This window comes from Pseudomonas sp. Fl5BN2 (genome assembly GCF_009908205.1).
Taxonomy (GTDB): domain Bacteria; phylum Pseudomonadota; class Gammaproteobacteria; order Pseudomonadales; family Pseudomonadaceae; genus Aquipseudomonas.
In genome coordinates this window covers 17,066-40,931 of the sequence record NZ_JAAARL010000030.1, presented here as the reverse complement: position 1 = coordinate 40,931, position 23,866 = coordinate 17,066, and the positions used below count along the sequence as shown (strand labels likewise).

General features: G+C 59.9%; 23 protein-coding genes. 13 read left to right on the top strand and 10 right to left on the bottom strand.

The window, feature by feature from the left end:
- Nucleotides 1-47 precede the first annotated feature (47 nt).
- The 5 genes from GV819_RS29560 to GV819_RS29540 form a co-directional block, all read right to left on the bottom strand.
- Complete coding sequence (locus GV819_RS29560; protein WP_161759575.1) at nucleotides 48-1,577, bottom strand: nucleobase:cation symporter-2 family protein; 1,530 nt, start codon at nucleotides 1,575-1,577, stop codon at nucleotides 48-50.
- Nucleotides 1,578-1,898: 321 nt separating this feature from the next.
- Nucleotides 1,899-2,720 carry a hypothetical protein gene (locus tag GV819_RS29555; RefSeq protein ID WP_161759574.1) on the bottom strand — a complete coding sequence of 274 codons (822 nt, stop codon included), beginning with the start codon at nucleotides 2,718-2,720 and terminating at the stop codon, nucleotides 1,899-1,901.
- A gap of 117 nt (nucleotides 2,721-2,837) precedes the next feature.
- The gene (locus GV819_RS29550; protein ID WP_161759573.1) at nucleotides 2,838-3,662 is read right to left on the bottom strand and encodes an arylamine N-acetyltransferase family protein; all 825 of its coding nucleotides are present in this window, start codon (nucleotides 3,660-3,662) and stop codon (nucleotides 2,838-2,840) included.
- A gap of 219 nt (nucleotides 3,663-3,881) precedes the next feature.
- Nucleotides 3,882-5,453, bottom strand: a complete 1,572-nt coding sequence (locus GV819_RS29545; RefSeq protein ID WP_161759572.1) for a sensor domain-containing diguanylate cyclase — start codon at nucleotides 5,451-5,453, stop codon at nucleotides 3,882-3,884.
- A 74-nt stretch (nucleotides 5,454-5,527) separates the two neighbouring features.
- Complete coding sequence (locus tag GV819_RS29540) at nucleotides 5,528-6,388, bottom strand: LysR family transcriptional regulator (protein ID WP_161759571.1); 861 nt, start codon at nucleotides 6,386-6,388, stop codon at nucleotides 5,528-5,530.
- Between the two features lie 97 nt (nucleotides 6,389-6,485).
- Here GV819_RS29540 and GV819_RS29535 point away from each other — a divergent pair, with 97 nt between their 5' ends.
- The 10 genes from GV819_RS29535 (at nucleotide 6,486) to tal (ending at nucleotide 17,911) form a co-directional block, all read left to right on the top strand.
- Nucleotides 6,486-7,136 carry an FMN-dependent NADH-azoreductase gene (locus tag GV819_RS29535; RefSeq protein ID WP_161759570.1) on the top strand — a complete coding sequence of 217 codons (651 nt, stop codon included), beginning with the start codon at nucleotides 6,486-6,488 and terminating at the stop codon, nucleotides 7,134-7,136.
- Nucleotides 7,137-7,455: 319 nt separating this feature from the next.
- Nucleotides 7,456-8,202, top strand: a complete 747-nt coding sequence (locus tag GV819_RS29530) for an ABC transporter permease (protein WP_256667656.1) — start codon at nucleotides 7,456-7,458, stop codon at nucleotides 8,200-8,202.
- Nucleotides 8,192-9,466 (top strand): ABC transporter ATP-binding protein, encoded by a 1,275-nt coding sequence (locus GV819_RS29525; RefSeq protein WP_161759567.1) that lies wholly within the window; start codon nucleotides 8,192-8,194, stop codon nucleotides 9,464-9,466. Before GV819_RS29530 ends, GV819_RS29525 begins: the two co-directional genes overlap by 11 nt.
- Nucleotides 9,463-10,839, top strand: coding sequence for a polysaccharide pyruvyl transferase family protein (locus GV819_RS29520; RefSeq protein WP_161759566.1), 1,377 nt, complete (start codon nucleotides 9,463-9,465; stop codon nucleotides 10,837-10,839). The genes GV819_RS29525 and GV819_RS29520 overlap by 4 nt, the downstream gene beginning before the upstream one ends.
- Nucleotides 10,840-10,844: 5 nt before the next feature.
- The gene (locus GV819_RS29515; RefSeq protein ID WP_161759565.1) at nucleotides 10,845-11,537 is read left to right on the top strand and encodes a 2OG-Fe(II) oxygenase family protein; all 693 of its coding nucleotides are present in this window, start codon (nucleotides 10,845-10,847) and stop codon (nucleotides 11,535-11,537) included.
- A gap of 56 nt (nucleotides 11,538-11,593) precedes the next feature.
- Nucleotides 11,594-13,672 carry a glycosyltransferase gene (locus GV819_RS29510; RefSeq protein ID WP_161759564.1) on the top strand — a complete coding sequence of 693 codons (2,079 nt, stop codon included), beginning with the start codon at nucleotides 11,594-11,596 and terminating at the stop codon, nucleotides 13,670-13,672.
- Complete coding sequence (locus GV819_RS29505) at nucleotides 13,669-14,772, top strand: glycosyltransferase family 1 protein (protein WP_161759563.1); 1,104 nt, start codon at nucleotides 13,669-13,671, stop codon at nucleotides 14,770-14,772. The genes GV819_RS29510 and GV819_RS29505 overlap by 4 nt, the downstream gene beginning before the upstream one ends.
- A gap of 7 nt (nucleotides 14,773-14,779) precedes the next feature.
- Nucleotides 14,780-15,655, top strand: a complete 876-nt coding sequence (locus GV819_RS29500; protein ID WP_368668955.1) for a glycosyltransferase family 2 protein — start codon at nucleotides 14,780-14,782, stop codon at nucleotides 15,653-15,655.
- A 152-nt stretch (nucleotides 15,656-15,807) separates the two neighbouring features.
- Complete coding sequence (gene dusA, locus GV819_RS29495) at nucleotides 15,808-16,806, top strand: tRNA dihydrouridine(20/20a) synthase DusA (protein ID WP_161759562.1); 999 nt, start codon at nucleotides 15,808-15,810, stop codon at nucleotides 16,804-16,806.
- Between the two features lie 178 nt (nucleotides 16,807-16,984).
- On the top strand, nucleotides 16,985-17,911 hold the full coding sequence (gene tal, locus GV819_RS29490; protein ID WP_161759561.1) for a transaldolase: 927 nt from the start codon (nucleotides 16,985-16,987) through the stop codon (nucleotides 17,909-17,911).
- Nucleotides 17,912-17,984: 73 nt separating this feature from the next.
- Here tal and rssC read toward each other — a convergent pair whose 3' ends face one another.
- Together rssC and rssB are read right to left on the bottom strand one after the other, a co-directional pair.
- Nucleotides 17,985-18,467 (bottom strand): anti-sigma factor antagonist RssC, encoded by a 483-nt coding sequence (gene rssC, locus GV819_RS29485; RefSeq protein WP_068587814.1) that lies wholly within the window; start codon nucleotides 18,465-18,467, stop codon nucleotides 17,985-17,987.
- Entirely contained in the window at nucleotides 18,467-19,648 is a 1,182-nt protein-coding gene (rssB, locus tag GV819_RS29480; protein WP_161759560.1) for a two-component system response regulator RssB, read from the bottom strand. The genes rssC and rssB overlap by 1 nt, the downstream gene beginning before the upstream one ends.
- Nucleotides 19,649-19,924: 276 nt before the next feature.
- Here rssB and GV819_RS29475 point away from each other — a divergent pair, with 276 nt between their 5' ends.
- Nucleotides 19,925-20,224 carry a PilZ domain-containing protein gene (locus GV819_RS29475; protein ID WP_161759558.1) on the top strand — a complete coding sequence of 100 codons (300 nt, stop codon included), beginning with the start codon at nucleotides 19,925-19,927 and terminating at the stop codon, nucleotides 20,222-20,224.
- A gap of 65 nt (nucleotides 20,225-20,289) precedes the next feature.
- On the opposite strand, the gene GV819_RS29470 is transcribed toward GV819_RS29475, so the two are convergent.
- Complete coding sequence (locus GV819_RS29470; protein WP_161759556.1) at nucleotides 20,290-20,976, bottom strand: MlaA family lipoprotein; 687 nt, start codon at nucleotides 20,974-20,976, stop codon at nucleotides 20,290-20,292.
- A gap of 204 nt (nucleotides 20,977-21,180) precedes the next feature.
- On the opposite strand from GV819_RS29470, the gene GV819_RS29465 reads away from it, so the two are divergent.
- Both GV819_RS29465 and GV819_RS29460 read left to right on the top strand, forming a co-directional pair.
- On the top strand, nucleotides 21,181-21,801 hold the full coding sequence (locus tag GV819_RS29465) for an HAD family phosphatase (RefSeq protein ID WP_161759555.1): 621 nt from the start codon (nucleotides 21,181-21,183) through the stop codon (nucleotides 21,799-21,801).
- Between the two features lie 122 nt (nucleotides 21,802-21,923).
- Entirely contained in the window at nucleotides 21,924-22,187 is a 264-nt protein-coding gene (locus GV819_RS29460) for a DUF4404 family protein (RefSeq protein WP_161759553.1), read from the top strand.
- Between the two features lie 62 nt (nucleotides 22,188-22,249).
- Here the strand turns inward: GV819_RS29460 and queF are convergent, their stop codons facing one another.
- Together queF and copI are read right to left on the bottom strand one after the other, a co-directional pair.
- Nucleotides 22,250-23,080, bottom strand: coding sequence for an NADPH-dependent 7-cyano-7-deazaguanine reductase QueF (gene queF, locus GV819_RS29455; RefSeq protein WP_161759551.1), 831 nt, complete (start codon nucleotides 23,078-23,080; stop codon nucleotides 22,250-22,252).
- Between the two features lie 68 nt (nucleotides 23,081-23,148).
- The gene (copI, locus tag GV819_RS29450; protein WP_161759550.1) at nucleotides 23,149-23,721 is read right to left on the bottom strand and encodes a copper-resistant cuproprotein CopI; all 573 of its coding nucleotides are present in this window, start codon (nucleotides 23,719-23,721) and stop codon (nucleotides 23,149-23,151) included.
- Nucleotides 23,722-23,866: the final 145 nt, after the last annotated feature.

The window sequence follows — 23,866 nt, the reverse complement described above, 5'->3', positions numbered from 1 at the left end:
AACCGGCGCCTCCAGGCGCCGGTTTTTTTATGCCGCAATGATCGGATTCAGTGGGTGGCTTCAGCACTGCCGCGAGCATGACTCGGCGAAGATCCATCGCCTTGCTGGTTCAAGACCTCCGCTACCAGTGGCACTTCGTTGCCTTCGGCGTCATGCAGCTTGCCGCCACTGAAGTAATCCCCTTCACGCAACAGGGCAATGTCCTGAAAACGCAGGCTACGTTCGGTGCCGGCGACGAACACCGACTGCTGGTCGGAGTTGCCTGCGGTGAAATGGTTGAACGCCAGGTTCAGCAGGATCGCCATGATCGCCGACGAACTGATGCCCGAGTGGAAAATCGTTGCGAACCAGCTAGGGAAATGATCGTAGAAACTGGGTGCGGCAATCGGGATCATGCCGAAGCCGATGGACGTCGCGACGATGATCAGGTTCATGTTGTTGCGGTAGTCGACCTTGGACAAGGTACGAATGCCACTGGCAGCCACGGTACCAAACAGCACGATACCGGCACCGCCCAGCACCGAGGTAGGCACCGCGGCGATCACCCGCCCCATGAACGGCAACAGGCCGAGGATCACCAGGAACAACCCGCCGGTGGCGACCACGAAGCGGCTCTTGATCCCGGTGACTGCCACCAGCCCGACGTTCTGGGCAAAAGCACTCTGGGTGAAGGAGCCGAAGATCGGCGCAATCATGCTCGACAGCATGTCAGCACGCAGGCCATCACCGAGGCGCTTGGAGTCGACCTTGGTGTGGATGATTTCACCCACGGCCAGGATGTCCGCCGAGGTTTCCACCAGGGTCACCATGACCACGATGCACATCGACAGGATGGCCGCGATATGAAAGGTCGGCATGCCGAAATGGAACGGCGTGGGCAGGCCAAACATCGGCCCCTGGGTGACGCTGGAGAAGTCCGCCATGCCCAGGAACAGCGCAATCACCGTACCGATGATCATGGCCAACAGAATCGACAGCCGGGAAATCGCCGCGCTGCCAATCTTGCTCAGCAGCAGTACCAGCGCCAGGGTGATGGCCGCCAGGCCGATGTTCGACATGCTGCCGAAATCCGCCGCACGACTGTTGCCACCCATGGCCCAGCGCGCCGCCACCGGCATCAGCGTGAGGCCGATGGTGGTAATGACGATGCCGGTGACCAGGGGTGGAAAGAATTTGGTGATCCGCGAGAACACCGGCGTGATCAGCAGGCCGATCAGCGAAGCCACGATCACCGCGCCGAGAATCGACTGGAAACCACCCTCGCCGCCGCTGGTAACGATTGCCACCATGGTCGAGACACCGGCAAAGGACACCCCTTGCACCAACGGCAGCTTGCACCCGAAAAACGGCACGCCGAGGGTTTGCAGCAATGTAGCCAACCCCCCGGCAAACAACGATGCGGCAATCAGCAGGCCGATCTCCGCCGGCGATAAACCTGCAGCCTGGCCGACGATCAGCGGCACAGCAACGATGCCGCCATACATGGTCAGGACGTGTTGCAGGCCATAAGCCATATTCGCGCCAATGCCCAAATTCTCATCTTCGGGCCGCTGCTGTGAAACCTGAGGGGTATTCATGGTGTGGGGTTCCCTGTTTTTGTTATGCGCACACTGTATGCAACATTAAAGACAACTGTCTATATAATTGTATACAGTTTATCGGCCAGCCTTCAGGCACATCCCCCTTGCGATTGCGCGGGCTGAAATCGATCTCCAGCCGTCGAGACTTCGACCTCTTACAACCTGAAACCGCCCCACCGCTGCCTTGCAACCTCCACCCTCGGCAGTACTGACCGATCCTGCCACCAACAGCGTCCTCACTCCCACGCCTGGAAAACAGCATAAAAAAAGGGCCGACCTCTCAGGGAGATCGACCCTTGCTCTGAATCAGCAGCCTACTCAGGAAGCCGGCACGCGGATTTTGTACACATTTGGCGCAACACGAATCCACTGATCGCTCACCAGCGGGTAGACCCGGGTCCGAGACGACAATCGCAACAACTGCGAGTTGATATTGCCCAGCGTCTTCACGTTACCGTCGCGCAGGTAGCTTTGCATGTTGCTGCGCAGATTGACGATGGTGTTCCAGGTGTCCTGGTTATTGATGATGTACTGGGCATTGGTTTCGAACTCCTCACCCGGGTCGTCGTTGCGGCCATTGGGCCCCAGGAACAGGTTCCACGGCATCCAGGTGTAGAAACCATGAAAGGTATCCCAGCCCAAAGGCCTTGGCGGCACACCGGCATTGGCTCGCACCACGCCACGGCCGATCTCCTCGAGCAAGGTCTTGCCCTGGTCGTAGTCCGCCGCCACTGGTGGGGTGACGTTGACCCCGTTATCCCGCCCATAGCTGGTGAAGCGCCCGCCAAAACCGTCCCAGAAGCCTTTCAGCTCCTTCAGGTGCCCACGCTGCACCACGGACATGTAGAAATCCCGCAGTTGGTTATAGGCAATGATGTGATGTCGGCTCACCGCAACCGTATAGGCCGGCCCAACGCCCGAGGTTTTGAGATCAACGCTGTAGTTGTCGGACGGAGGAAAGGGCGAGCCGGCCCGGGCATCCATGTTGAGGTTGTAGTCACCGGCAGGGTTGGGCACCGCGAAACTGCTGGCCGAGCCCAGGCTGAGCAGCCCGAGCAGCCCTGCAAACAACCCTTGGCGCAGACGTCGTAACGGTGATGCGGAACTGCAAGACCTGTCTGATCGGTTGATTTTCTGCATGATTCTCTCCATAGAAAAGTGCCGTTTCGGCAGTCGATTCTAAGGAGCGACGGTCCCCGAATTTAACCGGGAACCGATTCCGTGCCCGAGCGCTGCAGCCTTATCGAACGCAGCGGCTCAGGCCTCCAGCAACTGCTCGAGAACCCGCGGTAGGTCAGGATGCAACGGCAGGCGCAAGCCGAACTCATCCTGCAGCAGGCCCATCAGTTCCCGGGCATCAGTGATTTCCCGACGCTCGCTCGGCAGCCCCATGCGATGCAACGCATAGCTGCCATTGTTCAAGGTGCGACGTATTCCCGGCCCCATCAGCGCCACCTTCAGCTGACCGAGAAAAGGCGAATCCTTGTGGGTCGAGACGTACCAGTTGCCCATCTCGTAATCCACATCGCCCTGCACCTGCAGATCGAAGACATACATCGCCCGCCATTCATCCATGACCTTGACGCGCAAGGTGTAGCTGCCTTCGCGCTCAGTGATGCGGTAGGGCTCATGGGGCGTGGCCTGCTCCTCACAGGTATCCAGCAGCAACGGCGCAGTGGGCACCATGCCGCCAAAGCCGACATCGACAATGTACCGTCGCCCCTCCAGGTGCAGCAGCGCCAGGCGATGACTGCGCGCGGTATGCGCATCTTCCGGCCCACCGATCACCACGCGCCCAGTGATGCCCCGAGCCTCATAGCCCAGGTGCTGCAACAGCACCAGGAAGGTCTGATTGAGTTCATAGCAGTAGCCGCCACGCCCCTGATGGAGAATCTTGCGCTCCACCGAAGCCAGGTCGATGGGCACCGGCACTCGCAGCAGGGTCGAGAGACTCTCGAAGGCAAAACGGCAGACGTGCCGCAGTTGCAGCTCCTGCAGGGTCTCCAGGGTCGGCGGTGGCGCACGGTCATAACCGAGTCGGCGCAGGTAGAGGTCGAAGTTCATCAGGTGCGGCTGGCTCATGCACAAGTCCTTGAAATGAGTGTCGCGCAGGGACCCGATCCTACTTTTCCGGCCCTGACATATCGGCGCCATGTATAAGCCAAAAGAGCGAGCCCCCAACAATCAATTCGGTTGATATTTTTTATCGTACCAGCGCTGGACTGGCACTTGCCCAGCCAGCCCTGATCGCTCAGAACCCCAATCCGAGCACTCGGTTCTTCAAGAAAGGTTGGTGCTCGCTCAACGATCGGAGCGCTGCAATAGATCCTCGGCGGTTTCCCCTGACAATGTCGCTACTCGGTTGCGGCCATTGGCCTTGGCCTGATACAGCGCCGCATCCGCCCGTTCGATGAACACCTCGATGCTGTCGCGCCCAGCGGGGACAAAGGAGTAACAGCCCAGACTGACCGTCACACACCCTACCGGGGAGCCGGAGTGGGTGATATTGCGCGCCATGACGCTTTGGCGAATCTGCTCGGCCATGGCCAGCGCGCCATGAATATCAGTGTCGGGCAGCAGCACCGCGAACTCTTCGCCGCCATAGCGCACGGCCAAGTCGGCCTTGCGCTGGCAGCAGCCCTTCAGGGCTTGCGCCACCTCCGTCAGGCAGTGGTCACCCGCCACATGCCCGTAGGTATCGTTGTAGCGCTTGAAGTAGTCGATATCGGCCATGATCAGGCTCAGCGGCGTGCTCTGCCGCGCCCCCCGACTGAACTCGATCTCCAGGGAGCGCTCGAACAAGCGCCGATTGGCCAGGCCGGTCAGGCTGTCATGGGTAGCAATCACTTCCAAGGCTTCCTGGGCCTCTCGCAGGTCAGCCTCGATCCGCTCGCTATTGCGCACCTGATGCACAAACACCCAACCGAACAACCCCACCCCCAGCAAGACCAGGGCGACGATGGCCGTGGACTGATAGGCCGAGGCATACCAGCCCTTGAGAATCGAATCCCTGGAGTTCGCCGCCGCCACCACCAACGGATACGCCTGCAATTGGCGGTAGCCATACAAGCGCGTCACTCCGTCCACCACCGAGGTGATCATCGCGTTGCCAGCGGTAGCTTCAGGCAAGTACTTGCTGAAAATCTCGCCACGCGACAGCGAAGCACCGATCTGGCGCTCCTCGAAGGGGCGCCGCGCAATCAGGGTGCCGTCGGACAAGGCGAGGAACATCGAGCCCTGCTCATCGATATTGAAGCTTTTGAAGAACTGATCGAAGTACGCCAGCTTGATGCCAGCCATCAGTACACCCTGGAAATTCCCGTCTTCGTCATTGATTCGGCGTGAGATGGGAATGATCCATTCACCGTTGGCACGGCTGCGAATCGCTGGACTGATGTGCGCCTGCAGCGAGGCATTCTGCTGGTGGAAACGGAAGTAATCGCGGTCCGCTACGTCCTTGCCGTGGGGCGAATCATTAAAGGAACTGACGACCCACTGTCCCTGCTTGTCGTAGAGAAACACCCCGCTGAGCTGCGCCAGGGCCTGCACCCGCCGGGCGAAGATTTTCTGCAGACGCGACTGCTGCTGGGAAACCCCACCCAGAGCCTGGATCCAGTCGGAGAGGCTCATCAGCACCAGGTCTGCCTCCATGAAGGTGTCCTCGGCCTGCTGGGCGATGGCCCGGGTCAAGTTGGTGGAGTTGACCTCCGCCTGGGCCAGGTCATGGCGCCAGGACTGCTCCAACTGGAGATACAGCAGACCGCACAGGCACAGAAAGACTGTGGAGATGAAAGCCACCGCCGCCTTGAGCAATGGCAAGCGCTTCAGTGTGCCACCAGGGGCATGATGAGCATCGTATATGGGGACAGGCAAAAAGGTCGTCCTGAAGGGAAAAGGCGTGAGTGGCCTCGCCTCACTCGGAGGTTATCGGCCACACAGGGCAATGCCTAAAGCGTAGATCGCCGGCTGCAAGCATATTCGATGATGACCTTAGACAGCGCCGCAACCATGGCCGGGTCCGCCTCGGGCGCGGTGAACAAGCGGAACTGGGCATCGGGCAACGCCGGTAAACCGTATTCTGCGCCCAACGCGGCGAGCCCTGGTCCCAATTGGCTGACCGCCATCGGCGCCACGGCAAAACCGGACAACACCGCCGCGCGCAAGGCCGCGTTGCTGCTGCAGAGCATTGCCGTACGCTGCGCGATACCGGCCTTGGCCAGCCGGCTCAAGGCCACGGCCCGATAAGGGCAGGGTTCAGGAAACAAGGCCAGAGGCAACGGCTCGGGCAGACGCGTAACCGGCTGTGGCAACCCGGCCCAGACCAGAGGTTCGGACCAGAGCAACTGGCCCGACTCGGAGGTTTCACATAACGACCCCACCACCAACTGCAGACTGCCCTGGGCCAGACGGTCCAGAAGCGTACCGGGAACACTGACCTCTACGTCGATCTGGATGCCCGGGTACTGGCCGGCAAAATCTTGCAATGCCCGCAGCAGGCGAGGCTCGGCGAAATCCTCAGACAGACCGATGCCCATTCGTCCATGAAACGCCACCCGCTTCAGTTCGGTCCAGGCATCGCGGTTCAATGCCAGGATGGCTCGGGCATAGGCCATCAGCCGCTCGCCATCGGCGGTCAGTTGCTGTGAACGGGTCGTGCGCAGCAGCAGTGGCTTGCCGACCTGCTGTTCCAGGCGACGCAGGTGGCCACTGACTGCCGACTGGGTCAGGTGCAGTTTGTGCGCAGCACGACTGAATCCTTCCTCATCGACGACAGCGACAAAAGTGCGGAGCAACAAGACATCGAACATATTTCGATACACCATCAATTGAGCGCTAATTGACAATTTATATTTAAAAAATAGCTATGTTGCAATAGTCGCTCCCCCTCCACCAAGAGACCTGTTCATGACCCGGCTCCTGCACATCCAATGCTCGCCTCGCCTACGCCGCTCCGCCTCACTGGAAATCGCTCGCAGCTTCATCCAACGCTTTCAACAGCATGTACCGGACGCCGAGGTCAGCACCCTGGACCTGTGGAATCTGCAACTGCCGGAACTCGATCAAACAACGATGGACGCCAAGTACGCCCACCTTGGCGGCCACTCATTGACTGCAGCCGAACAGAGCGCCTGGACCCGCCTTCAGGAACTGGCCACCCCTCTGCATCAGGCCGACCTGCTGGTGCTCTCCATACCGCTGTGGAATTTCAGCATTCCCTACAAGCTCAAGCACTTCATCGACCTGGTGTCGCATCAAGGCATTCTGTTCAGCTTCAACCCCGAGCGCGGACTGCATGGCCTGCTACAGGACAAGACGGCCGTAGTGGCCTATGCCCGGGGCCTGGACTTTTCCACCCAGTCAAGCACGCCGGCACCCGCGTTCGACTTCCAGAAGCCCTACATCGAAGCCTGGTTGAATTTCATCGGCATCGACGACCAGCACTCGCTGATTGTGGAAAAAACCATCCTCGGAGCGGACACCGACCAGGCCTCCCGAAAAGTCACATCCCTGCAGGCACAAGCCCTGGCGGAGCGCCTAGCAACACGATATCGCTAGTTTGATCGGCAAGCCTGGCGGACCGGCCAACGGACTCCGCCAGCCCTTCGCGAACCACCTTCCGGATGCTCCTCAAGAATGCCCTTCGGCCAATGCTGATAAAAAATACTTTTCACATCCTCGCTTCATGCATTTCTGGTCTATACACAATCCATTGAAATGCTTCGATTAAAACCGTCACCCCATTTCTCTGTACCTCTAGTAGCCGTACATGTCGTGATGTTGGAAGCTGATTGCCAAGGAGTGGACGTTGACAAGGGGTAACGCGCTGAATCGTTTTACTTTCAGGCCCTGGCGCCATCAAGAACTGCTATTGGCCCTGATTGAGCGCGAAGTCCTCGGCAGATATCGAGGTTCGATCGCGGGACTGCTCTGGTCCTTTCTCAACCCCCTTTTCATGCTGCTGGTGTACACCTTCGTATTCAGCGTGGTGTTCAAGGTGCGCTGGGGAAACGGCAGCGACTCCAAAAGCGAATTCGCCCTGCTGGTATTCACCGGCATGATGGTCTTCAACCTGTTTTCAGAATGCATCAGCCGCGCCCCCGGACTGATCCTGAGCAACGTCAACTACGTCAAAAAAGTGGTCTTCCCCTTGCATATCCTGCCGTGCGTGATGCTCGGGGCCGTACTGTTCCACACCTTGGTGAGCTTCATCGCCTGGCTGCTCTTCTATCTGCTGATGTTCGGCCTACCTCCGCTCACCGCCCTGCTGTTTCCCCTGGTGTTGCTGCCCTTGGCGCTGTTCACCCTCGGGCTGTCATGGATACTCGCCTCGCTGGGGGCCTATCTGCGGGATATCGGCCAGGTCATCGGGGTGCTGATGTCAGCCTTGATGCTGCTCTCCGCAGTGTTCTATCCGGTGAGCGCATTGCCTGAGTCCTACCAGCACTGGCTCTATCTGAACCCGCTGACCCTGGTGATCGAGTTCGCCCGCGACGTACTGATCTGGGGCGTGGTGCCCAATATCAACCTGTGGCTGGGGCAAATGGTGGTGGCTGCCGCCGTGGCATTCTGCGGGCGGGCGTGGTTCGAGAAAGCCCGCCAGGGGTTCGCCGATGTGCTCTGATCTAGCAATCAAGACCCAAGAACTGGGCAAGTGCTACCAAATCTACGAACAGCCCCGGGACCGCTTGCTGCAATTGCTGCGGCCTCGCGGCAAGCGACGCTATCGCGAGTTCTGGGCCCTGAAAGCGGTCTCGCTAGAGATTCGCCGGGGCGAGACCGTAGGCATCATCGGCCGCAACGGCAGTGGCAAGTCGACCTTGCTGCAACTGATCTGCGGCACCAGCACCGCCTCCACCGGAAGCGTGGTCTGTCACGGCCGGATCGCCGCCCTGCTGGAACTGGGTTCAGGCTTCAATCCGGAGTTCACCGGCCGCGAGAACGTCTATCTGAACGGCGCGGTGCTGGGCCTGAAGCGTGCGGAAATCGAGGCACGCCTCGACGAAATCGCCGCCTTCGCCAATATCGGCGAGTTCATCGACCACCCCACCAAGACCTACTCCAGCGGCATGCTGGTGCGCCTGGCCTTTGCCGTTTCGGTCTGTGTCGAGCCAGACATCCTGATTGTCGACGAAGCCCTGGCGGTCGGCGACGCGTCCTTTCAGTTCAAGTGCCTGGAGCGGCTGGATCGCCTGACTCGCCAAGGCATGACCCTGCTGTTCGTGTCCCACGACATGAGCATGGTCAAACGCTTCTGCAACCGGACGCTGTACCTACGTGACGGCGAGATTCGTGCCAGTGGTACGTCGGAGGCGATGGCCGAGCTCTACCTGCTGGACATGCGCGACGAGCAACGACGCTGGGCCAGTGACGGAGCGATCCAGGTCACCCCAAAAACGGCGCTCAACCCGGAGCGTGGCATGGCGTTCGGCACCGCTGAAGGACGGATCACCTCGGCCGTGTTCTGCAGTACCGGAACGCTGTACTCCAGTTTTGTCTATGGGGACACGATCGAGATCGCCGTCGACACCCTTATCAGCGATGCCATTACCCGACCCAATATCAGCCTGACCATCCAGGAAGCCCGACTACTGGTGGTCAGCGGGATCAACGTGCCGCTGTGCAGCGATGCCGCCCGCAACGGCTGGCGCAACGCCCGGATCCGCCTGAAATTCGCTGCCAACCTGGCTGCGGGGCGCTACCACATCACCCTCAAGCTGATGAACGGCGAAACGGAAGAAACCTCCCACCTGATCGAAAAACAGGTGGCCCTCCTGGCCTTCGACATGCTGCCAGGCACCAAGCATTTCCTGGGAATCGTCGACTTGCACATCGAACCTGTACCCGCCGAACTTCAAGAACCCACGGCAATCGAGGAGCGCTCATGAGTGACAAGGAGTGGCAAGTCGCGATCTTCGGCACCTTTGACGTGGCCAATTACGGCGACCTGTTGTTTCCCCTTATCGCCAAGACAGAGTTGCAGGCGCGCCTGGGCGCAGTGCAACTCCACGCTTTCTCCTATCACAGTCGCTCCACGCCGGAGTGGCCTTATCCGGTGACCTCGGTCAGCGAACTGCCGCGGTTGATAGACACCCTGGACGGAGTGCTGATCGGCGGCGGCTTCATCATTCGCTTCGACAAGCTGGTGGCCAGCGGTTACTACCCGCCGACTCCGGAGATTCACCACCCTACCGGGTATTGGCTGTCGCCCGCGCTGCTTGCCCTGCAACACGGTGTACCGTTGATATGGAACGCACCGGGCATGCACTGCAACGATATTCCGTCCTGGGCGACGCCGCTGCTCAAGCTGACCCTGGAACTCAGCCCCCACGTCCAAGTGCGCGATGCACTGTCGCAGGCAACCCTGTCGGCCTTGAGTGACCAGGCCCGGGTCGAGGTACTGCCGGACACCGCCTTTGGCCTGCCCAACCTCATCGACCTGCAGCAGCCGTCCAACGAGTACCGCCTGCTCTGTGAACAGGCCGGTTTGAACGGCCCCTACCTGGTGGTGCATTCGATTGCCGGCCTGGAAAGTTTTCTACAACTGTGGAAAACCCACTCGGCGCTATTTGCCCCTTGGCAACTGCTACTACTGCCCATCGGCCCGGTGCTGGGGGATCACGAGTCGATTCTCGGCGCCGACCTGCCACGAGCCGTGAGCCTGCCGACCTGGCCAGCCCCACTGCTGCTGGCTGAAATCCTCGGCCACGCCCAGGGCGTGATCGGCCACAGCTATCACCTGGCGATTACCGCCCTGGCCTTCGGTGTCCCCATCTTCAGTTCGGCCAACCTGAACAGCGGCAAATACACCTCCCTGCTGCAGTACCAGGGGATCTACCCACTGCACGCCAACCAGGTCATCGATCCGCAGTGGTTTGTCGAACGCCTGGGCCAGCGCTGTTCCTGCTCCAGATTGATCGAGTCCCAGGAACAGTTGCGCCGTCATTGGGATCAGGTGGCCGAACTCATCACCCAGGGTCATCGCCCCACCAGTCAGCCAATGAACCAGTTCTGGCAGTCACTGCCCGGCCTGCTGGAAGAAACCCGTCTGGACTGGCGTGAGGAATGCCTGAGCCAACAAGCAGAGCTGGATCAGTTGAAAACGCAGTGGCAGCAGTTGACACAACTGCACAGGCAGCAACAGGAACTCATGAGCCAGACCCGCAGCGAACTCGACCGGATGTATCGCTCCAGCTCGTATCGAATCACCGCACCGCTGCGCTCCATCCGCCGCCGTTTCAAATATCTATTGGGAAGATGACCACGATGCTAGACCTGACCAAGCTCACCAAACAGCCACTGCACAGCCAACCCTTTCGCTGGGGACAGATCGGTAATCTTTACTCAGCCGAGAATGCTGCCGCACTGGCAGCCACTTACCCCCATGACGCCTTCAAGAGGGTTTACGGGTATGGCGGAGAAAAAGACTACGAATATCAGGCACGACAACTGGTGGAAATGGGCACCGGGCGCATTGTCAATGCGCAAAGCCTGAGCCCTGCCTGGCTGCAACTGGCCCAAGAGCTGACTGCACCGGCCTATCGCCTGGCGCTGTCGGAACTGACCGATATCGACCTGCGGACAGCGCCCATGGAGGTCAACGTCTTCCACTATGGGCCGCAAGCCTGCCTGGGCCCTCATCCCGACCTCAGCGACAAGCTAGTGACCCATATCCTGTATTTCAACGATTCCTGGAACATCGAGGATGGTGGCTGCCTGAACATCCTGCACTCTGCGAACCCGAAGGATGTGATCGCGGTGATACCACCACTGGTGGGCAACTCCGCAGTGCTGGTGCGCGCCGACCATTCATGGCACGCGGTGTCGCAAGTGGTGGACAGTTGCCAAACCTCGCGCCGCAGCATGACCGTCACCTTCTACCGCCCGGACTCCCTGAGTTCGATGTGGCCAACTGGAGACCAGACACCACTGCATGACTATGAGGCCCCTCATGGCTAAAGCACACTCGCAGCGAATGGACCGCGCCGCCGCTCTGCAGTCAGCCAAGGATCACAATGCCTGATCGTGCGACGCTGTTCCGACATCTGCGCAATGCCTATCGAAGGCTGCCAATGCCCTATTCCCTGAGGGCATTATTGAGCCGGCTCTATCAGCGGATGTTGTTGCCTGCCCAAAAGGCAACCCGCCGACAGGTCCTGGCACATATCGAGTTTCAGCCTCCACCCGGTGTACTGCAGGAATCGCTCTCGAACCTTCCGGACTACATATTCTGGGGAGTTATCGACTGGGATTTTCGCCACCAGCGGCCACAGCATCTGGCCCAGGGACTGAGCCTCGGCGGACGCCGGGTGTTCTATGTCTCGGCCACTCTGGAAGATGACCTGCGCGCCGGTTTTTCGCTACGACCACTGGATCAGTCGGGGCGCCTGTTTGAGGTACGGCTGTTTGCCCGCGCAGCCCCGATCATCTACCACTCTGCTGCGGATCAGGCGGTGGTCCACCAGTTGCGCCACAGTATCGGCGAGCTCCTTGCCTGGGCGAACTCTACCCAGGTGATATCGCTGGTCCAGCATCCCTTCTGGTGGCCCATCGCCAGGGTGCTCCCCAACAGCCAAGTGGTCTATGACTGCATGGATCACCATCAAGGGTTTGGCAATAACGCCCAAGGTCTGTTGCCGCTGGAACAAGAGCTGATACACGAAGCCGATATGACGCTGTTTGCCTCGGCGTGGCTTAAACAGTACTGGAGCGAACACAGCCCGGTAGCACCTGGCAAACAGCGCGAGGTGCTGCGTAACGCCGCCGATTTCGGCTATTTCTCCAAGGTTCCGGAGCGCTGCTATCAGGACCCGCAAGGACGCCCGGTGATCGGCTATTACGGGGCGCTGGCGCCCTGGTTCGACGTAGAACTGGTATCCGCTATCGCCGACGCCTTTAGCGACTGTACGGTGCTGCTGATTGGCGCAGATACCGACCGCATAGGCCCACGCCTGCGGCGTCACGCCAACATCAAGCTGACTGGCGAAGTACCTTATGTGCAACTGTCCGCTTACCTGCAGGCTTTCGACGTCTGCATCCTGCCGTTCCGGATCGAGGCTCTGACTCTGGCAACCAATCCGGTCAAGGTTTACGAGTACCTGAGCGCCGGCAAGCCAGTGGTGGCGGTGGATCTTCCCGAATTGCATGAGTTCAGCCAGCAGGTCAGGATCGCCAAGGACGCCCCCGCCTTTATCGAGGCCATCGCCCAGGCGCTGAAGGAGCCCTTCCCCTCCACCGTCTCGCGCCAACGCCAGGACTTCGCCGCGCAACAGACCTGGGAGCAGCGGGTACAGACGCTGGTTGCCCTGACCGAGGGCGTTCATCACGAGCCGCTGGTGAGCGTGATCGTGGTGACCTACAACAATCTGGCTTTCACCCGCGACTGCCTGGCGAGTCTGGCCGCCGATCCCCAGGGGCAGCAGCTGGAAATCATTGTCGTCGACAACGCCTCCACCGATGGCAGCGTCGAGTTTCTACAGCAATGGGCCACCAACACTCGACACTCACTGATCCTCAACAGCGCCAACCTGGGCTTCGCCGCAGCCAACAACCAGGGACTGGCCCTGGCCAAGGGCGAGTTCCTGGCCCTGCTCAACAACGACACCCAGGTCACGCCCGGCTGGGCGCAGAGCCTTCGCCGTCACCTGCAGCGTAATCCCGGGCTCGGTCTGATCGGGCCGGTCACCAACAACATTGGCAATGAAGCGAAGATCGACATCAGCTACCCGTCACTGAGGGACATGCCGATCCGCGCCCGGCAATACACCTGGCGCCATATCGGCCTGACGATACCCTGCGCCACGCTCGGTTTTTTTGCCGTGATGCTGCCAAGATCAACCTACCAACGCGTGGGACCGCTGGACGAAGCCTTCGGCCTGGGCTTCTTCGAGGACGACGACTACTGCCGCCGGGTCGAACAAGCGGGGTTGTCCTGCGCCTTTGCCGAAGACGTGTTCATTCATCATCATCTTTCGGCCTCGTTCAACCAGATGCCCGAGAGCAAGCGCCAACAGCTGTTCGACCGCAACAAGGCCCTCTATGAAGCCAAATGGGGTCGCCCCTGGATCCCTCACACCTCCCGGGACACACCATGAGGCTGGTCTATCTCTCGCCGGTCAGCTGGCACAGCTTTGCGCAACGACCTCATGAACTGGTCCGGCAGTTCCACGCCAGAACCCAGGCCCCGGTGCTGTGGATCGACCCCTATCCCACACGCCTTCCGGTGGTTGCAGACCTGTTCACCCGGCACACACACCGCCAGCAAGACGAACCCACACCCGATTGGCTTACCCTGATCAAACCCTGGGCCCTGCCAATCGAGCCTCTGCCAGGCTCAGGCTGGCTGAATCGCCTGTTCTGGCAGGGCTTGATGCAGCAAGTTCGACACTTTGCCCAGGGGCCGACCCAACTGGGCATTGGCAAGCCCTCGCGACTGGCCCTGCAACTGTTGCAGGAGCCGATCTTCGACAACAGCTTTTACGACATCATGGACAATGTGCCCGCCTTCTACCGAGGCTGGTCGCGCCGCGCCATGCGTCAACGCCAGCACGAAACGGCCAAAGCCGTGACCACCGCCCTGGCCTCTTGCTCGACCTTGCAGCACTACTGGCAGCGGCAACAGGTTGACACGCGATTGCTGCTCAATGCCTGCGCCAGTGAACGACTGCCCTCTGTGCCGCTATCCCGGCCCGCTGGAAATGCCGGACGCCCCGTGTTCGGCTACGTCGGCACCCTCGCAAAGTGGTTCGACTGGGACTTCGTACTCTCCCTGGCACTGGCCTTTCCCCACGCTGAAGTACGCTTGATCGGCCCGCAACACGGAGCCTCACCCACGTCACTGCCAGCCAATATTCTGCGCTTGCCAAGCCTTCCGCACGTGGCTGCACTGGCAGCAATGACTGAGTTCGACGTCGGTCTGATTCCGTTCAAGAGCAACGACATCACCCGTTTTGTCGACCCGATCAAGTACTACGAGTACCGGGCCCTGGGCTTGCCGGTGGTCAGCACGGCGTTTGGTGAAATGACCGTGCGCCGCCATATACCAGGGGTTTTTCTCAGCGATAGCGTCGCGGATATCCCCCGGAGCATCCAGCAGGCATTGGCGTTTAGCGAACCGCTTGCGGACACCCTGAAGTTCCGCGAGGCCAACTCCTGGGCCAAACGTTTCGAGGCGGCCCATACCGCAATCTTGTGACGTGGTGGTGGTCAACTACAACGCCGGTTCTCTGCTGGGCGATTGCGTGGCCTCGGTACTGGCCCAAGGGGTCAACAGGCTGGTACTGGTCGATAACGACTCCCATGACGACAGCCTGCAACGGCTACAGGCCCGCTACGGCACCGATCCACGCCTGATCATCCTGCGCAATGCCAGCAACACCGGCTTCGCCGCTGGCTGCAACCTCGGCACCACTCAGTGCACGCGGCCCCACATCCTGTTCCTGAACCCCGATACCGTACTGCAAGCCGGGGCAATCGAAGAGATGATTGACGCCTTGTGCCGCTCCGAAGAGCTCGGCATGGCGGGCGGTTTGCTGTGCAACTTCGACGGCAGCGAACAGCCTGGTGGCCGCAGGGTCTTTCCTACCCCACGCCGAGCGACAGTCCGCGCCTTCAACCTGTCAGGCCTGGCCTGGCTATCGCCCCGACTGTTTTCCGACTTTCTCCTGCATCGAGAGCCCCTGCCCACCCGGCCGATGAACGTTGAGGCCATTTCCGGTGCCTGCATGCTGGTCAAGCGTGAAGCGCTGGACAGCGTCCGCGGCTGGGACGAAGGCTATTTCCTGCACTGCGAAGACTTGGACCTGTGCATGCGTTTCCGCCAGGGTGGCTGGAAGGTCTGCTTCGTGCCCCAAGCCAAGGTCTTCCACGCCTGGGGTGCCTGCAGCCGCTCACGACCGCTGTTTGTCGAATGGCACAAACATCGGGGCATGATTCGCTTCTATGGCAAGTTCTTCCGGGATGACTATCCCAAGGCTCTGTCCTGGTGTATTTGCGCCGGGGTGTGGACGAGGTTTGGCTTTATGGTGGGGTACCACTCGCTGACGCGCTTGGGTCGGATGTTTGGCATCAGCCAATGACTCGCCAAACGATCTCCGATGGTCCATTCCGGCTGAGGAACCAGCAGATTGCGCACCAACTTTCCTGATAAACTCGACGCCATCCATTCTTTTGTTCACGGTGCGAAGAAGCTTGCTTCATTTGCCGCCGCTACGCCTCAAAGCAGAGCCTCATGCCCTCGAACACCACCTCCGTGCAGCCAATCCTTTCGCGCCGCTTCTCCGTGGCGCCGATGATGGATTGGACTGACCGTCACTGCCGCTACTTTCTACGTCTGCTGTCCAAACACACCCTGCTCTACACCGAAATGGTCACCACCGGCGCGCTGCTCAACGGCGATCATGAGCGGTTCCTGCGTTACCACCAGTCCGAGCATCCCCTGGCGCTGCAACTGGGCGGCAGCACTGCGGCGGATCTGGCGGCCTGTGCACGCATGGCGCAGGAGCACGGCTACGACGAGGTCAACCTCAATGTCGGCTGCCCCAGCGATCGGGTGCAGAACAATATGATCGGCGCCTGCCTGATGGGACACCCGGCACTGGTGGCCGATTGCGTGAAGGCCATGCGTGATGCGGTGTCGATTCCGGTGACGGTCAAGCATCGGATCGGGATTAACGGACGTGACAGTTATGCCGAGCTGTGTGATTTCGTCGGTCAGGTTCATGAGGCCGGCTGTACCAGTTTTACCGTACATGCACGAATCGCCATTCTCGAAGGCCTGTCACCCAAGGAGAATCGGGACATCCCGCCACTGCGTTACGACGTGGCCGCACAGTTGAAGGCAGACTTTCCACAGTTGGAGATCATCCTCAATGGTGGAATCAAGACCCTGGAGGCCTGCCATGAGCACCTGCAGACCTTTGACGGGGTGATGCTGGGGCGTGAGGCCTATCACAATCCCTACCTGCTGGCCGAAGTGGACCAACAGTTGTTCGGCAGCAGCACACCGGTGATTTCCCGAGCGGAGGCACTGGCACAACTGCGGCCTTATATTGCTGACCACCTGGCGTCCGGTGGCGCCATGCACCACATCACTCGACATGTGTTGGGTTTGGGGACGGGGTTTCCGGGCGCACGTAAGTTCCGCCAACTATTGTCGGTGGACATTCACAAGACCAAGGACCCGCTGGCCCTGCTGGATCAAGCCGGGCAACTGCTTGAAGGACGTTAACCGCCAGCCGAGTTGAACCTGATCCGGCTTTTGGCATCGTATCTATCTGGATAGCGCCCCGGCATTCAAACACCTGTTTTCAGGTCGTTGCCTCCGGGGCCTTTGTAAGCATTCCGCGCCCTTGAGCGCCTGGCGGCGCTCGGGTAATGTCATCAGACCCACAGGACAGAGCACGCTCATGACTTCCAAGCTGGAACAACTGAAGAAATTCACCACCGTGGTGGCCGACACCGGCGACTTCGATGCCATCGCCCGGGTCAAGCCGGTGGATGCCACCACCAACCCTTCACTGCTGCTCAAGGCTGCGGCCATTCCTGGTTATGCCGACCTGCTGAACGCTTGTGTCCGCGACTGCAAAGGCGATGTCGGCCTGGCCAGTGACCGTTTTGCTGTTGCCGTCGGCCAAGAGATTCTCAAGGTCATTCCGGGCCGTATTTCCACCGAAGTGGACGCCCGCCTGTCTTTCGACACCGAAGCCATGCTCAAGCGCGCCCATCGCCTGGTCGAACTCTATGAGAACGCCGGCGTGGGTCGCGATCGGGTGCTGATCAAGATCGCTTCCACCTGGGAAGGTATCCGCGCTGCCGAGAAGCTGGAGCGTGAAGGCATCCAGACCAATCTCACCCTGCTGTTCTCCTTCGCACAGGCCGTTGCCTGCGCCGAAGCCGGAGTGTTCCTGATTTCGCCATTCGTGGGCCGGATCTACGACTGGTACAAGAAGGCCAACGGCAATGACTACACCGGCGCTGATGACCCAGGCGTTCAGTCGGTGGCTCGCATCTACAACTACTACAAGGCCAATGACTACAAGACCGTGGTCATGGGTGCCAGCTTCCGCAACCTGAACCAGATCGAGCAACTGGCCGGCTGCGACCGCCTGACCATCAGCCCGGACTTGATCGAGAAACTGGCAGCCGATACTGGCAAGCTGGAGCGCAAGCTGAGCCCGGGCAAGACTGGTGAAACTCGCCAGAGCCTGAACGAAGCGCAATTCCGTTGGGCCTCCAACGAGGACGCCATGGCCACCGAAAAACTGGCCGAAGGCATTCGTCAGTTCGCCCGTGACCAAGAGAAGCTTGAGGCCCTGTTGGCCGCCAAGCTCTGATTGCTCAGCAGCAACGCAAAAAGGGCGAACCCTCACAGGTTCGCCCTTTTTTGTGCGCCGGCGCTTCAGTCGATCAGTGACGCTCCAGGGCATTCACCAGATCGTGGAAAGCTTCGCGGTTGGAGTCGTTGAGGCCCATGAGAATCTTGTGGGCCTCCAGAACCTTGATCCGCACCACTTCTTCCGACTGGTCCTGAGACGGCAGGTCGGTCAGGCACTCGGGGCAGGGAATTGGACGATCGACGATGTTGAACACCTGATCGAAGCCCATGGACTGCAACAAGCGGGTGATGTCTTCGTGGGTGGTGACGACAGTGGGCAACAGACCGACCTTCTGCCGCGACAGGATCGACAATTTGGCCAGCAGGCCCAAAGTTGTGCTGTCGATGCTGCGGGTTTCAGTCAGGTCGATCACAATCGCCGAAAAGTTCAGCGCCGTGAAAATCCGCTCAATAGTCGCATCCAACGCCGAACATAGGGTCAGGCGCACTTCACCGACGAACTTCAAGACGAAGGTGCCGTCCTGCTCGGCGAACTGGATTCTACCGGTACTCATTAAAGGTTCCTGCTCAACACTAACAGGGCGATATCATCCGGCATCTCCCCTAGCGTGGCCAATCCAAAAACTTGCCGCAGGCCATCCAGGCTGCCGCCCGCCGCCCTCACCCGCTCGGGTAAGGCCGCTTCTTTCTCTTTGAGTGTAGGCTCAGGCAAAAGGTCCAGAATGCCGTCAGACATCAGCGTCAAGCTGAACACCGGCGGCAACTCCAGAATATGGTCTTCATAGGTGGCCTCATTGAACAGGCCTACCGGCAAACCACGCCCGTCCAGATAACCCACGCTGTCTGGGGTGTACAACACCGGCAACGGCAAGTGCCCGCCAATGCTATAGGTCAACAAACCAGTCTCCTCGTCGATGACTCCACCGACCATCGTGACATGCTTGCCCAGCTTACAGCTGATCAGGCCGCGGTTGATATGACCCAACACTTCCGAAGGCTTGAATTCCGGCAAGGTGCCGTTGCGCTTGGATTCGAACAGCAAGCGCGTGGTCATGAACTTCAACAGCACCGTGACAAAGGCCGAAGATGCGCCATGCCCGGAAACATCCGCCAGGTAAAAGGCCACCCGACGCTCGTCGACACGAAAATAATCGACAAAATCCCCCGACAGGTACAACGACGGGATGATCTGGTGAGCGAAGTTGAATTCATCGATCGACCAGGGACTGGTCGGCAGCATATTCATCTGCACCTGGCGACCGGCGTTCTGGTCTTCCTGAAGCAGGTTGAGGCTGGCTTCCAGCTCACGATTGGCCGCTTCGAGCTTGTCCCGGTAACGCTGGTTCTCCAGCAACAGGCGCGCGCGATCCAGGGCCCGGCGCACCGAGTGCTCGAGCACCGCCAGATCTTCCAACGGCTTGATCAGGTAGTCCGCCGCTCCCAGGCGCAAGGCTTCGACCGCATCGTTCATCACGCCCGCACCTGAAACCACGATCACCGGAGTTTGCGGCGAACGCTCAGTCACTTGGCGGATAAGCTCGAGACCGCCCATCTGCGGCATGCGCAGATCGCAGATCACCAGATCGGGGTTGTCGTGCTCGAATACCTGAAGACCCTGCTGGCCGTTAGCGGCCTGCAGAACGCTGAAGCCACTGTCTTCCAAATAGGCCGCGAGACTCGCGCGCACTACTTCGTCGTCATCGATTATCAGCAGCGTGGCACTGGTTTTTGGCATGTGGGCAAACGGCGCCAGAATTAGGTTGGCGTAGGTGGCTTGGCCTGGGGCCTGACGCACGCTACTGGATTTGCTTTCTAGCCACTCTTGAGGCGGAACCAGGACCCTCGGCCCTGCACGCCCGACCATCAGAGGTGCCCTTCTAAGGCGCAGACGGTACTCCCATCCGCGGGGCGTTTCAAGCTCATGCCGATGGTCGCCTGACGTCTTTACACCGCAAATCACTGGGAGTTATAAAAACCGCTAAAACCGCAACTCAATCGCAGGATGGAACCCATGAATCAAAACCAGCGCGACTACAGTGAAAAGCGCGATTACATCCGGATGCGGGTGGATGCCGAGGTCACGCTGATCCACCAGGGACAGGTGATTGAAGCAGTCTGCATCGATCTTTCCAGCAGCGGCATGCAGGTTCAGGCGCCCCGCTCCTTTCAGGTCGGAGATCAACTGAGTGTACGTATCGATTCGGAGCACGCAGCCCTCAGAGGATTGGAAGCGGAGACCGAAGTGGTCTGGGTCCATTCACAGGAGGATGGCGGCCAGAAACTTGGGCTTACAATCATTAAAATGAAGTAAACCCGAGCCCCATGAAAAAGGCGGCCCGAGGGCCGCCTTTTTGGTTCAACAAGACAGTCAGTCGATTAAAAATCGTCTTCGACCTTGCCATCCTTGACCTTGAACTCACGGTTTTGCAGGTAGGCATTGCGAATGAAGGTGTACCTGTCGCCGCGAACCAGCTTGTCCGCTGACAACAGGCTGGCACGGGTATCAATGATGTCCACGCCGATGGTGGTGTTGCGCGCCGGAATGTCATTCATGTAGCGGTAGGGTTCGGTGTAGCTATCGACATACTTGGCCGGCGCATCGCGCAGGGTGCTTGGCCCCAGCAGCGGCAGCATGACGTACGGACCGCTACCAACGCCCCAATGGCCGAGGGTCTGACCAAAGTCTTCGTCGTTGCGCTGCAGGCCCATCTTGGTGCCGACATCAAAGAAACCGGCCAGGCCCAAGGTGGTGTTCATCAACAGGCGCGCAGTGTCGACACCGGCGGCGCGGGGCTTGGCCTGGAGAATGTCGTTGGCCAGGTTGCCGACGTCACCGATATTGCGAAACATGTTGTGGATGCCGTCTTCCAGAAACTGCGGCGTGACCGCCTGATAGCCTTGAGCCAACGGCTTCAGGGCATAGGTATCCAGCGTGTCGTTGAACGTGAAGATGGGACGGTTGATGCTTTCCCACGGATCCTCTTCGGCCGCCTGAGCGACCAAGGGAGCCAGCGTCACACCGGCACTCATACATAGCGGAACTAGATAACGGCTCCAGCGCATAGCAGGAAACTCCTTGGATTGTTCTCTCGTGGGGCTATGCCCTGAGGGTAAGTTCAGGAGTATAAAACGGATAAGCCGGTTTAGGCAGCTTCACTGCAAGCAGTCTTGATACATTGGCCAGTCAATGCCGCTTACATTCACTCAATTGTCACCTGGATGTCATGTTCCACAGCTAGCCTCGAAAGGTATTTCAAGGATGCTGACATGCCCCACGCCGATGCCTCAGTGCAACCCTCTCGCCCTCTGGCTGCCGTGCTCTTCGGGCTCAGTGGCTGCCTGGTAGACTTCGGCGCGCGAACGCGCCTGCAAACCGCCGAGCAGCCTAGCCCGGAGCAGGCCCAGGCCACACCCGGAGCGCTGGATACCTTGCGCCGCCTGCATCAGCAAGGCATACCTTGCGCCTGGCTGGAACAACTGCCTATCGCCAGCAGCCGCCACCTGGCCGCCACCTTGCCGAAATGGCTCAAATCTACCCCGAACGCCCCTGCCCCCTGGCCCGCTCCCGACGCCTGCTGGCAGGCATTGATGGCACTTGAGGTCAAGGGGATCGACGGGTGCGTGTTGGTCAGCGGTGAACCTCAGTTGCTGCAATCGGGGCTCAATGCTGGCCTCTGGACCATCGGCCTGGCGTCCTGCGGCTCTCTGTGCGGCATGACCCCCAGCGAATGGCAGGTGCTGAGCCAGCAGGAGCGCGAACTCAAGCGCGGCAAGGCCACCGTGCAACTCTTCGGCCTGGGCGTGCACTCGGTCATCGATCATCTGGGCGACCTGGGTACCTGCCTGGCGGACATCGAACTGCGCAGGCTCAAAGGCGAAAAACCCTGACATAAGCCTGTTGATCAGGATCATGCACAGCGCCTGGGAGTGGATTACTCTACGTTCTGGGCATGGACCTTTGCCTGAACCTCGTGGTCCATCCCTGTGCCTATCAATAAAGGGAGAACGCCATGCCTGCCCGCGAACTGCAAGAACAACTCGACACCCTGCGCGAGCAATTGGAGCAGAACCCTCCGCTTTCGGAAGCCGAGCGCACCAACCTGCAAGAGCTGATGCAGCAGATCGAGCTGCAACTCAAGCTGGAGACCAGCACCCACGACAGCAGCCTCGCCGACGGCGTCAACCTGGCGGTGGAGCGCTTCGAGCTGGAACACCCGGCCATTGCCGGAACCCTGCGCAATATCGTCCAGACCCTGGGCAACATCGGTATCTGATGAACGCCCGATAACACCAGCCCCATAAAACCAAAGCCCCGCACTGAGTGCGGGGCTTTGGCTTACTGGCGTACCAGTCGGTGATTGGCGAAATCCGCCGTCTCGGTACTGCGGTAAGGGTTGATATCCAGCCCGCCGCGACGCACATAACGGGCATAGACGGTGAGTTTCTCTGGCTTGAGCAGGCGCTGCAGATCGAGGAAGATCCGCTCCACGCATTGCTCATGGAAATCCGAGTGCTGCCGGAAACTCACCAGATAAGCCAGCAGGCTGGCGTGATCCAGCGCGGCGCCACGGTACTCCACCACCACACTGCCCCAGTCCGGCTGGCTGGTCACCGGGCAATTGGATTTGAGCAGGTGGCTGTGCACGCTCTCCTCCACCAGCCGCGAAGCATCGCAACGCAACAGTTCCGGACGCGGATGCGCATAGCTGTCGACGCTGATCTCCAGCTCGTCAATACATACCCCGGGCAGCGCCACCACACCCTCCGCCTCGACCTCACCGAGGCTGCGTATACGCACGCCCACCGGTTTGCCCGCAGCGGCCGACAGGTCATGACGCAAGGTTGTCTCCAGCGTCGCGCGGTCGGCGAACGGTGTCTGGTTCAGCGAGTTGAGGTACAGCTTGAAGGATTTGGACTCGATGATGTTCGGTGAATCCGCCGGAATGCTGAACTCGCCGATGGCCACCACCGGCTTGCCCGATGGCAATAGCCAGGACAGTTCGAAGCAATTCCAGAAGTCCACGCCCTTATACGGCAGGGTGTCGGCAGTCAAACCCAGCTCGGCCCATTTTGCTGCCCGGGGAATCGGGAACAGCAGGGACGGGGTATAGGTGGAAACGTATTCACTGGACTTGCCCAGCGGCGAATGTTCGGCTGCGGGATGCATGGCGGAAACCTGACTGAATAATCAGCGGATTCTATCAGCCTTTGCTCCCGCCTTTGAGCCCCGACTGCCTATGGAGTGACCGTCAGCTTGCCAACCATCCCCGCCTGATAGTGCCCAGGAATGTTGCAAGCGAACTCCAGGCTGCCGCTCTTGCTGAAAGTCCAGGTCAGCTCGGCCCGCTTGCCCGGCTCCACCAGCACACTGTTGGGGTCGTCATGCTTCATCTCGGCACCATGCTCCATGCCCGCCATCGAGCCATGCCCCATGGCGGAGTGGTCCATGCCGCCGGCCGCCATGTCCTTGACTGCGGTGGGAGTGAGCATGCCACTCTGCTGCATCTTGAGCATCTCTTGCTGATGCTGGGCATGCATCGTCGCATCCCCCAGGTTGAACTCATGCAGCAACTGGCCCTTGTTGATCAGGACAAAGCGCACGGTTTCGCCAGCCTTGATCTCCAGAGACTTGGGATTGAAGGTCATGTCCCCCATCACCACTTCAATACTGCGGGTGGCCTTGGCCGCTGGCGCTGGCTGACCGAAATCATAGGATGCCGCTGGCGAAGCCCAGAGCGGCGCGCTCAATAGCATCAGGCAGCCCCCCAGGATCGATCGGCTTTGCAACAACAGGTTTTGCACACTCATTATCAGACTCCAACAAGATCAGTATTCAGCCTGTGGCACACTCTAGAACCCCGCCGCTGCCAGCCAGCTGACGACTAGATTACAACTTTGTCAGTTTGATCTGCCCGACGAGCCTGCAAGGTATAAAGCCCGGGGTCCATACGCC